Raw genomic sequence first — 11,534 nt, 5'->3', positions numbered from 1 at the left:
AAAAGTGTGCATTTTTTGGGATTTCAAGAGATGGCAAAGAAATTTTCAAATCTCCTCCTGACTCCTGACTCCTGACTCCTGACTCCTATGCCCTCACGGAAAGACTTTCTCAGCAACCCCTAAGTATTGACCAACCATTTACAAATCTCATTTGTTTATCTGTAGAAAATCGTATAAAATTTATGTCAAATCCAACTCTGAAAGCAAAATATTGGTGGTGGGTATTCGCCACAACTATTGCCATTGTTATTGGTTTTTTCTTGGGTTTATTTTCTAGTTTACCGGCAATCAATTCTTCTTTATCTGCTATTTCCGGTTTTTGGGGTGGTGCGTTGGGTGGTTTATGTGTGGGTATTGCCCAAAAGTTAGTTTTACGCCATCAATTATCTGCTAAATGGATATTAGCCACTACTTTTGGTTTCAGCATTGGTTGTGGTATCGGTAGCCTCATACTTGTTATGACTTCTAATGGTATTATTAGCTCAATTTTTGGCTTAGTCAGTGGTATCATTTCCCTGAGTTTTGCCCAAGCACGAACGATGAAATGGCAGAAAAATAAGACTCTTAAATGGTTAATTGCCAATTCTATTGGTGTTACAGTGGGCGCAGGTATAGGGGTATTAGCTTGTATTATCGCTGGTGTTATTGCTGGGCAAATAGTCAGAGGAGGTTTAGAAACTCTAGGGACAATTTTGCTTGCGGCTACAGTAGCAGGTAGTTTAGTGATGGGATTAACTTACGGTGGCATTACTGGTTTATTTTTGATCAAATTATTGCCAAATCTTCAGACTATGGGTGTAGATTCTGAAAATTTGTAAGTGGTAAATAGGGTTTTATGGGAATGAATTATGGCAGGATCTATCTTACTGTAAATTTGAGGCAGAGCCTCGATTAAGCATTCCCAGTCTCTGACTGGGAACGAGCAGTAATTAATTTTTTAGTGGTTGTTTATGTTAATGTTGTAGTCACTTTTTGTACTTCCTCAATTGATAATGCTAAAGCTTGGGCAATTTGTTCAACAGTTAAACCCATTTGCAATAATTTGGGTATAGCTTCTTTTCTCGCTTGTTCTGCTTGTTCTGCTCGTTGACGTTCAGCTTCTTCTGGTAACAGAACTAAGTTTCCTTGTTGATCATAAAATCTTAACCAAGTGGCGGTTTCTCTTGTTAGTATTCCTTGCCAATTTCCTAACCAAAATTCTAATGTTTCACACCATAACCAGCCTTTTTCATTAGCTGTTAAAGGTTGATAAACAAAATGATTATCTAAATGCCAACCTTTTAAGGAGTGAGGATCAAAAGGATCATAAACAAAATAATCTCTAGTTTTAAAGATGTTTTGATAAAGTTCTTTTTTGAGAACCAAATCTACATTCTTAGTTGAGGGAGACATTAATTCAATAATTACATCTGGGTAGCGTCCTTGTTCTTCCCAAACTACCCAACCTTGACGAGTTTCTTTATTGGGGACATTCAAAACAACAAAAAAATCTGGACCACGAAAATCTTTATTTCTCAGTTGTTCACTACTATAGTAGATAAACATATTCCCGCCAACAAAATAATCTTGACGGTCTGACCATGCTTGTTGTAAAGAATAAATTAAAACATTCATGGCGATGCGGTGGCGGTTACTTTCCAAGGGAACTCCATCATCAAATATTAAATCGGTTGGTGGTAGGGGGGGTTCGTAGTCTGGGATAACCTCAACTGGTGGAGTCTGATTTTCTGTAATATTCGTTAACATGACATCACCTGAGACTATTGACATATTTATCTATGATCTTAGCTGTCAATTGATAAGTATTCAGCCATCAGCTATCAGCTTTCAATGCTAAAATACAAAGAACAATCACAAATGCACAGAGTGTAAATTTACTCAATTAATGCTGCTAAATCTTTGTTTCTGCCATTATAAGCTGATTACTGATTACTGATAGCTGAATGCTGACAACTTCTCAAGTTATGGTAGGTAAGTGTTGACGATTTTTCCACTATGCCACAAGTAATTATTGCCTCTGGTTCTCAAATATCTGCGGATGCTGGTGCTGCTGTTGCTAACCAAGGAGGTAATGCGGTTGATGCTGCGATCGCTGCTACTGTTGTTTCTATGTGTACTGATTTGGGGGTGATGGCTGCCGGTGGTAGTGGTTTTATCACTATCTGGCCAGCTAATGCTGATCCTATTGTCATTGATGGTTATGCAGAGATGCCAGGAAGAGGTTTAGAAGATGAGCGTTTTGTCCAGGGTATTCGGGAAGTTTTCTTTGATTATGGTGGTGAAATTAGTACGGTGCTTGGTTATGGTAGTATTGCCACTCCGGGAATGTTTGCGGCTTTGGGCAAGGCTTGGGAACAGTACGGAAATATACCTTGGGCTGATGTGGTAGCACCTGCACGAAAATGGGCTAAACAAGGTTTTCCCCTTTCTGGGGGTGCGGCGGAATATTTACATTACACCCATGCAGCTATTTTTGGGTGGCATCCTGACAGCTATAAGACGCTACACCATGAGGATGGTACTCCCCTACAACAAGGGGAAATTGTTCATGTTCCTGGACTAGCTGAGAGTCTAGAATTGATTGCCCAGGAGGGGGTACGGGCTTTTTATACTGGGGAATTAGGAAAGCGGATTGTTGCGGAAATTCAGGAAAATGCAGGTTTGTTAACGGCGGCGGATCTGGCTGCTTATGAGGCGGTAGAGCGATCGCCTATTTGCATTAATTTTGATCATTGGCAAATTGCAACTAATCCTCCTCCCGCTGTGGGTGGTGCTTGTTTGGCGGCAATGTTGTTACTTTTAGATGATAATTCTGTGCAAGAATGGAATTTAACGACTGTTAAACAAATGGTAGAGGTGCAACACGCAGTTTTAAACTACCGCAACCATCATCTTGATTTTAGCAGCGATCGCACTGGGGAAACTGCAAAACTCCTAGAATTAGCCCGTGTGGGAAAACCGCAAACTCTGTTATCTTCACCTTCAACTATTCACATTTCCACCGTTGATAGTAACGGTTTAGCTTGTTCTATTACCGCTTCTGCTGGTTATGGTTCGGGAGTGATGGTTGGTGGTACTGGGTTTTGGTTGAATAATTCTTTGGGAGAAATAGAATTACATCCCCAAGGATGTCACCATTTAAACCCAGGAATGCGTTTAACTTCTAATATGTCCCCAACTATTGCTAGATGTGCTGATGGTAGGGTTTTAGCTATTGGTTCTCCTGGTGCTTCTCGTATTACCACAGCCATAGCTCAAGTATTGCTGAATTTTGTTCATTTGGGAATGTCATTAGAAGAGGCGATCGCCCATCCTCGTCTTCATGTTGAAACTAGGGATGGTAAACCTACTGTAGTCATGGAAGCTGGTATTCCCAAGGATGAAATAGGGGGTTTTATTACCCATTGTTTCCCTAAACTCTCTATGTATTTTGGCGGAGTGCAGGCCACTTTATGGCATCCCCAACATGGTTTATCTGCTGCTGCTGATCCCCGTCGTACTGGTGGGGTTGCTAGGGGTGGTAATTGACAATTGACAATTGACAATTGATAATTGTTTCATTAAAGGTTTAAAACCTACCCTTGAAAGGGGAAAAAGCCAAAAATTCTGCTTTTGAAATCCTCTGAATTTCAGGGATAGGTAATTGTCAATTTTTAATTGTCAATTATAGGAGCATCCTAAATGTGTAAGTTTATTTTTATCTCACACAGCAAATTACCCCAGGCTTTATTTGATTGAACCGCAAGGGACACAAAGTACACAAAGGTAAAAGAGTTGGAGAGAGTTTTTGGTGTTGCTGCATTTATTTTTTCTTATTTTTTCAAAATTTGGATGCTCCCTCAATTATCAATTATCAATTATCAATTATCAATTGATCACCAACTCTTGCAACACCTGCTGTAAATCACTTGTTAACTCAGATACCGCTTGTCTTGCACCTACTCGACTACCTTTATAGGTGGGATAACGTTCAGATACAGATATTGGTTTACCTACGGAAATTTTGGCTTTTTGTTTACCTAATTCTGGACGGTTTAAAGGATTATTACCTTTAATTTTATTCACCATATCCCATAATAGTAAAGTCGTTTCAGCAAATCTTTCTACTGTGGGTTTTTCGCGGATATAAGTACCAGAAACTGCTACAAAACTTTCTACTAATCTCATGTGCCACATCCGAAAATAAGCTTCTTCGGCGATTCTATCCCCTAGACTTTTCTCAATGGTTGATAATGATTTCATATCTTTAAAATCTTCCCTAAATATATAATTCCATCCGGCTTGTTCTACCCTTCTACATCGATCATTCCAATTACCTCTTGATGGTAAATCAAAATATTGTTCAGCAATGAATAACGCTATATTCATTACAGATTGTAATCGGTAAGCTAAGGCTTCATTTCTATCTTTAATTTCCCCATTAGTAATCTTTTCATCTGGCAAGGTTTGATGATAAAATTTGCTGTAAAAATTCTCCATGATAGCTAATAATTGTTCTGCCAAAGTCAATAATCGGGGATAAAGTAACTCAAAGGAACTACTATTATTAGCTGATTGAAAATTTAAACCACTCGCAATTTCTAACTGAGTTAATAAATTGGCGATCGCATCCCAAGGTTCATCAACATAACTATATTTTAACCCAATTGGGACAATTAAAACTTCTTCATTTCTCCCTGCTTTTTGTAAATCTTCTACACACCAAAAACCCATTTGAGCAATACCCGGTTCTAAAGGGCTAATAATTTCTGATAAACCATTAGTAGCACCTTCGGGAGCAGCGGCCATGGGGAACTTACCATTAATATATAAATCTCTGGCAGAACGCAACCCCATCCAGTCAGCTTTACCTCTTTGAATAGGAGTACCACCTAAATTAGCAGCTAACCAACCTATATATTTACCAGCCCATAAAGGAATACCCCGATCATAAATAAAATGGGCATGAATGGGATATTGTAAATTTATATTTTGCTGTTTTGCTACCTTGGGTAAAAGCTGAGAAAATAAATAAGTTAAACAAAAAGGATCTTCTGTTTTTGGATGACGAAACGCTAACATAAACCGAATTTTCCCAGCTTGAAACTGATCATAAAGCTCCGCTAAAACTTCTACATTTTCTGCTTCAATTTGGTTAATGGGAGTTTTCCAGCTGATCCAGTGGGGTAATAACAAATGTACGCATTTTAACAACAAGGGGTTAAAGGCTGGGGGGATAAATTCTAAGGGTGGTTGCGCCTGATACATAAAATATAAGAAGATAGAGGACAGGAGATCATCGTAGGGGTGAAGCATTTGGGAGAACAATTATTAATTTTTTGCCCAGGCTATTTTCCGAATGCTTCGCCCGTACAGAAAATAAAGGAATCAGGAGATCAAGGAGTATGCAGTTAGAAGAACTCACCAAAGGTAGTTTAATCAAAGGTATATTACCAAATCAAATCATCACAGTTATAGATGTTAAATGGTGTGGCAGTAATGCCGTAGAATTAACTTATAAAGATGCTAACGGCCATCTGGGAAATGAATTAATTTACCGGGAAACAGAAACAACTTTAGAAATTGTCACCCAAAACCGTCCTTGGAATTTTACCGCCGATGGTTATTTATTGCGTTTAGTTTCCGAAGCACAAAGAATAAAATTAGCTCATCTTTTTGATCCTCTTCTCGCTGTTCATACCTCCCTAGTTGAACCTTTACCCCACCAAATTACCGCAGTTTATGGTGAAATGTTACCACGTCAACCGTTGCGTTTTCTTTTGGCAGATGATCCTGGTGCGGGTAAAACCATTATGGCAGGTTTATTAATGTCAGAATTGAAATTGCGGGGAGATTTACACAGATGTCTAGTAGTATCTCCTGGTAGTTTAACAGCACAATGGCAAGATGAACTCAGTAAACGCTTTCATTTAAATTTTGAAATTCTCACTCAGGAACGTTTAGAAGCGGCTCGTACTGGTAACGCTTTTACAGAAATACCTTTAGTTATTGCTAGGTTAGATCAACTCAGTCGCAGTCAAGATTTACAAGCTAAATTATCACAAACTGATTGGGATTTAATCATTTGTGATGAAGCACATAAAATGTCTGCATCTTTTTTTGGGGGGGAAGTTCGGGAAACTAAACGTTATAAACTCGGTAAATTACTTTCTACTGTTACTCGTCATTTTTTATTAATGACTGCTACTCCCCATAACGGTAAAGAAGAAGATTTCCAATTATTTATGGCGTTGTTAGATGGTGATAGATTTGAAGGTAAGTTTCGGGATGGTGTTCATGTTTGTGATCCTAGTGATTTAATGCGAAGATTGGTCAAGGAAGATTTATTTAAATTTGATGGCACAAAATTATTTCCTGAACGTTTAGCTTATACTGTAGATTATGAATTATCAGATTTAGAAGCACTCCTTTATAAACAAGTCACTGAATATGTCAGAGAAGAATTTAACCGAGCGGAAAATTTAGAAAATCTCGGACGTAAAGGTACAGTCGGCTTTGCTTTAACTATTTTACAACGTCGTTTAGCATCTTCACCAGAGGCTATTTATCAATCTTTACATCGTCGTCGAGAACGATTACAAAAACGGTTAAGGGAGGAAGAAATTCAAAAACGCGGTGCGGAGGTAGTTAACAGTTGGGAATCAAAAATTGCAGATTGGGAAAATGTGGTAGAATTTGAAGAAGATTTACCCAGTGATGAGCGAGAAGCAACGGAAGAAGAAGTAGTTGATCAAGCTTCCGCAGCGCGAACCATTGCGGAATTAAAAACCGAAATTAATCAATTAGAAAGATTAGAAAAAATCGCTTTGCGGGTGCATCGTAGTGGTACTGATAAAAAATGGGAAGAACTTTCTCAACTGTTACAAAACCAAGCGGAATTATTTGACACTCGTGGTTATCGGAGGAAGTTAGTAATTTTTACCGAACATCGAGATACTTTAAATTATCTGCAAGATCAGATTAGTAAACTATTAGGAAAACCCGAAGCAGTTGTGATTATTCATGGGGGAATGGGTAGGGAAGAAAGACGGAAATCAGAAACAGCTTTTACCCAAAATCCTGATGTGCAAATTTTGATTGCTACCGATGCAGCGGGGGAAGGAATTAATTTACAAAGAGCGCATTTAATGGTAAACTATGATTTACCTTGGAATCCTAATAGATTAGAACAAAGATTTGGCAGAATTCACCGCATTGGACAAACAGAAGTATGTCATTTATGGAATTTAGTCGCCAAATCTACCCGTGAAGGTGATGTTTATTTAGCATTATTGAAAAAGCTGGAAATTGAACAAAAAGCATTAGGTGGAAAAGTCTTTGATGTATTAGGTAAAGCTATTGATGGGGTACAACTGCGAGAATTATTAATTGAGGCTATTCGTTATGGTGATTCTCCAACAGTGAAAGCAAGATTAACTGAAGTTGTAGCCAAATCTTTAGATCATCAACGTATAAAACAATTATTAGCAGAAAAAGTCCTAGTTCGCAATACTTTGGATATTTCCAGAGTCCAAGAAATTCGTGCGGAAATGGAACGCGCAGAAGCTAGAAAAATTCAACCTTATTTTGTCAGTGCTTTCTTTATTGAAGCTTTGCAAAAATTAGGAGGAAGCATTAAAGAAAGAGAACCAAACCGCTATGAAATTACCTATGTTCCCGCTGTAATTCGTAACCGAGGGCGGGTTATTGGTATGGGAAATGTGATCTTAAATCGTTATGAACGGGTATGTTTTGATAAAAAATTAATTAGTATTCCTGGTAAACCTTTAGCTGCTTTTATTTGTCCGGGAAATCCCCTTTTAGATACTACCATAGATTTAATTTTAGAAAGGTATCGTCATGTTTTGAAAGAGGGGAGTATTTTAATTGATGAAAATGATCCAGGTGAGGAAATTAGAGCTTTAATTTATTTAGAACATTCCATCCAAGATGCACGTACCGATATTAATGGTAATCGTCGCATTATTTCTCGGAGAATGCAATATGTAGAAATCTCTGAATCTGGAAAAGTGGGAAATGCGGGTTATGCACCTTATTTGAATTATCAACCAATTGGCGAAACTGAGCAAACATTGATAGAAGAAATGTTAGAAGGAAAGTTAGAAAGTTCTTGGTTACTCAATGATTTGGAAGGTAAAGCCACTGATTATGCAATCTCTCAGATTGTCCCCCAACATTTGCAAGAAGTCAAGGTACATAAACAAGAATTAATTGATAAAACAATGGCAGCGGTAAAAGATAGATTAATCAAAGAAATCAATTATTGGGATTATCGGGCAACGGATTTAGAAATGCAAGAACAAGCGGGAAAAATCAACGCTAAAATTAACTCTACCAAGGCTAGAAATCGAGCAGATGAACTGCAAGCGCGACTACAAAAACGCCTGGAAGAATTACAACAAGAAAGACGTTTATCTCCCCTTCCTCCTGTGGTTATTGGCGGGGCGTTAATTGTTCCCATTGGTTTATTACAACAGTTACAAGGAATCTCAAATAGTGAAATTCAAACTTTTGCCAAAGAGAGGAAAAGAATAGAACAAATAGCCATGTTAGCAGTAATGGAAAATGAGCGTCAATTAGGTTATGAACCGCGAGATGTTAGTGCTGATAAATGCGGTTATGATATAGAATCAAAAATCCCAGAAACCGGTAAATTGCGATTTATTGAAGTTAAGGGTAGAGTTGCTGGTGCTACTACAGTGACGGTGACAAAGAATGAGATTATTACAGCATTGAATAAACCGGATAATTTTATTTTAGCATTGGTGCAGGTGGATGGGAATAATCCTACTATTTATTATGTGCAGAAACCTTTTTCTAGAGAACCGGATTTTAGGGTGAATAGTGTTAATTATAATTGGCACGAGTTAATTGAAAATTGACAATTGATAATTGATAATTGGGTTAAGTAGGGGCGAAGCATTCCGAAAATCACCTTATCATATAATTGATAATTAGTCGTCCGAATGCTTCGCCCCTACGATTCCTTAATCTCTTTAACAACCATGTCCTACAAAAAAAAATTAATTGAAGTTGCATTACCCCTAGAACCTATCAATCAAGAATCTGCTAGAGAAAAATCTATCCGACATGGCCATCCTTCTACTTTACATTTATGGTGGGCTAGAAGACCTTTAGCTGCTTGTCGGGCGGTGATTTTTGCATCTTTAATAGATGATCCTAGTAGTCATCCTGATAAGTTCCCCACGGAAGCAGCACAGGAAGCGGAAAGACAACGTTTATTTAAAATTATTGGTGAAATTATTACTATTGAAAAAAAAGGTAAAGCGGAACAAGTTGTTAAAGGTTTAGTGTCTTGGGATAGTATCAACCAACCAGAAATTATTGAACAAGCACAAAAAGAAATTGCCCGGTGTTTAGCGTGGAATAGAAATGAAGAACCACCAACCACACCGGCAGGGGTGCGGGAATATTTACAAAAGTATGCACCACCCATTTATGATCCTTTTTGTGGTGGTGGTTCTATTCCTTTGGAGGGGCAAAGATTAGGTTTACAAGCCTATGGCAGTGATTTAAATCCTGTGGCGGTTTTAATTACTAAAGCTTTAATAGAAATACCTCCTAAATTTAAAGATCAACCACCCATAAACCCTAATGCCAAACAACAAAATATCTCCCCTCTTGCTAAGGGGGGTAAGGGGGGGATCTATTATGGGGCGCAGGGTTTGGCAGCAGATGTTAAATATTATGGTCAATGGATGCGAGAACAGGCTGTTAAAAAAATAGGTCATTTATATCCTGATGTCAATTTACCACCAGAAAAGGGAGGAGAAAAAGCTACTGTTATCGCTTGGTTATGGGCGCGAAATGTCCAATGTCCTAACCCTGGATGTGGGGCAAAAATGCCCTTAGTTAGTTCTTTTAAATTATCTACAAAAAAGGGTAAGGAAGCGTGGGTAGAACCAATTATTGATAGTAGTCAAACACCGCCTTTAATTAATTTTTCTGTGAAAACTGGTAAGGGTGAAATACCGGAAGGAACGGTTAACCGTAAAGGTGCAGTTTGTATTTGTTGTCAAACTCCTGTAGCTTTTGATTATATCCGCAATGAGGGTAAAGCAGGGAGAATGGAAGCTGATTTAATGGCTATTGTTGCAGAGGGTAAAAAGGAACGGGTCTATATTTCTCCTAATGATGAACATATTAATATTGCTTTTTCTGCACAACCTGAATGGAAACCTAACACAAATTTACCAGAACAAGCACTGGGTTTTCGTGTGCAATTATATGGAATGACACAACACGCCGATTTATTCACAAATCGTCAACTTGTCGCTTTAACAACTTTTAGTGATTTAGTCAGCGAAGCACGGGAAAAAGTTAAAGTTGATGCTATCAATGCAGGAATAGTTGATGATAATTTACCGCTTTCTGAAGGTGGAAAAGGTGCAACTGCTTACGCTGATGCTGTGGCGACTTATTTGGGGTTTGGTGTTAGTCGTTTATCTGATAGAAATTCAAGTATTTGTTCTTGGGATACTGGTTATACAAAAGTAAGAAACACTTTTGCACGTCAAGCAATTCCTATGACTTGGGACTTTGTAGAAGCTAACCCATTCAGTGATTCTACAGGAAATTTTAACGGTGCTATTGAATGGATATGGAAAGTTATAGAATTAAGAAATAGTGAAAGTTTAGGATTGGTAAAACAACATAATGCAACCCAAAAAATAGAATTTAATAATCTTTTGATTTCCACAGATCCCCCATATTATGATAATATAGGATATGCTGATTTAGCAGACTTTTTTTATGTTTGGTTGCGGCGTTCCATCGGTAAAATTTACCCTGAAATATGTAGTACCTTACTTGTTCCCAAAGAACCGGAATTAGTAGCCACACCTTACAGATTTGGTGGTGATAAAAACAAAGCTAAAGAGTTTTTTGAAACTGGGTTAGGGAACGCATTTCACAGAATGAAAGAAACTGCCCATCCTGACTATCCCATTACTGTATATTATGCTTTCAAACAATCAGAATCAGAAGCAGATGAAAAAAATCAAAAAGCTGATAAATTAACAGCTTCCACAGGTTGGGAAACCATGCTAGAAGGTTTAATAAAAGCTGGTTTTTCTATTACTGGTACATGGCCAATGCGAACGGAATTAAGTAACCGCACCGTAGCCAGTGGTACAAATGCCCTTGCATCATCTATAGTATTGGTATGTCGTCCCCGTGGAGAAAGCGCCCCCACTGCTACCCGTCGTCAACTGCTAAAGGAACTGAAAAACCAACTTCCCCAAGCATTGAAAAACCTCCAACAAGGAAATATTGCACCGGTGGACTTAGCCCAAGCCAGCATAGGACCCGGAATGGCGGTATTTTCCCAATATAAACAAGTTATAGATGCAGACGGTTCACCTTTGCGAGTTCGCACAGCATTACAAATCATTAGACCTGTCCGAAAATTAAAAAGGCAGTCTGTGTATGGCTTTGAGGATGTTCTCATTTCAGCCAGACTTGACGTAATCATCAGGGCTAGAGATAGTTACTGTTAGTATAGCCCGGAAAAA

At 38.2% G+C, this 11,534-nt stretch carries 6 protein-coding genes; 4 read left to right on the top strand and 2 right to left on the bottom strand.

The window, feature by feature from the left end:
- Positions 1-182: 182 nt before the first annotated feature.
- A complete protein-coding gene (locus FFR48_RS19825; RefSeq protein ID WP_096568663.1) occupies positions 183-818 on the top strand; it encodes a hypothetical protein in 636 nt (211 codons plus the stop codon).
- Between the two features lie 130 nt (positions 819-948).
- Here FFR48_RS19825 and FFR48_RS19820 read toward each other — a convergent pair whose 3' ends face one another.
- On the bottom strand, positions 949-1,746 hold the full coding sequence (locus FFR48_RS19820; protein WP_096568661.1) for a Uma2 family endonuclease: 798 nt from the start codon (positions 1,744-1,746) through the stop codon (positions 949-951).
- A gap of 249 nt (positions 1,747-1,995) precedes the next feature.
- On the opposite strand from FFR48_RS19820, the gene FFR48_RS19815 reads away from it, so the two are divergent.
- Positions 1,996-3,528: a gamma-glutamyltransferase family protein gene (locus tag FFR48_RS19815; RefSeq protein WP_137668568.1), complete on the top strand. Its 1,533-nt coding sequence runs from the start codon at positions 1,996-1,998 to the stop codon at positions 3,526-3,528.
- 339 nt (positions 3,529-3,867) lie between these two features.
- Here the strand turns inward: FFR48_RS19815 and FFR48_RS19810 are convergent, their stop codons facing one another.
- Positions 3,868-5,247, bottom strand: a complete 1,380-nt coding sequence (locus FFR48_RS19810; RefSeq protein WP_137668567.1) for a 1-acyl-sn-glycerol-3-phosphate acyltransferase — start codon at positions 5,245-5,247, stop codon at positions 3,868-3,870.
- A 137-nt stretch (positions 5,248-5,384) separates the two neighbouring features.
- Between FFR48_RS19810 and FFR48_RS19805 the strand changes: the two genes are divergently transcribed.
- Both FFR48_RS19805 and FFR48_RS19800 read left to right on the top strand, forming a co-directional pair.
- A complete protein-coding gene (locus FFR48_RS19805) occupies positions 5,385-8,882 on the top strand; it encodes a protein NO VEIN domain-containing protein (RefSeq protein WP_137668566.1) in 3,498 nt (1,165 codons plus the stop codon).
- A 123-nt stretch (positions 8,883-9,005) separates the two neighbouring features.
- Entirely contained in the window at positions 9,006-11,519 is a 2,514-nt protein-coding gene (locus tag FFR48_RS19800) for a DUF1156 domain-containing protein (protein ID WP_137668565.1), read from the top strand.
- Positions 11,520-11,534: the final 15 nt, after the last annotated feature.

Origin of the sequence: Sphaerospermopsis reniformis (assembly GCF_005402885.1) — a bacterium.
Taxonomy (GTDB): Bacteria; Cyanobacteriota; Cyanobacteriia; order Cyanobacteriales; family Nostocaceae; genus Sphaerospermopsis; species Sphaerospermopsis kisseleviana.
The sequence above is the reverse complement of the archived record's forward strand: the minus strand, read 5'-3'. Positions and strand labels throughout refer to the sequence as shown.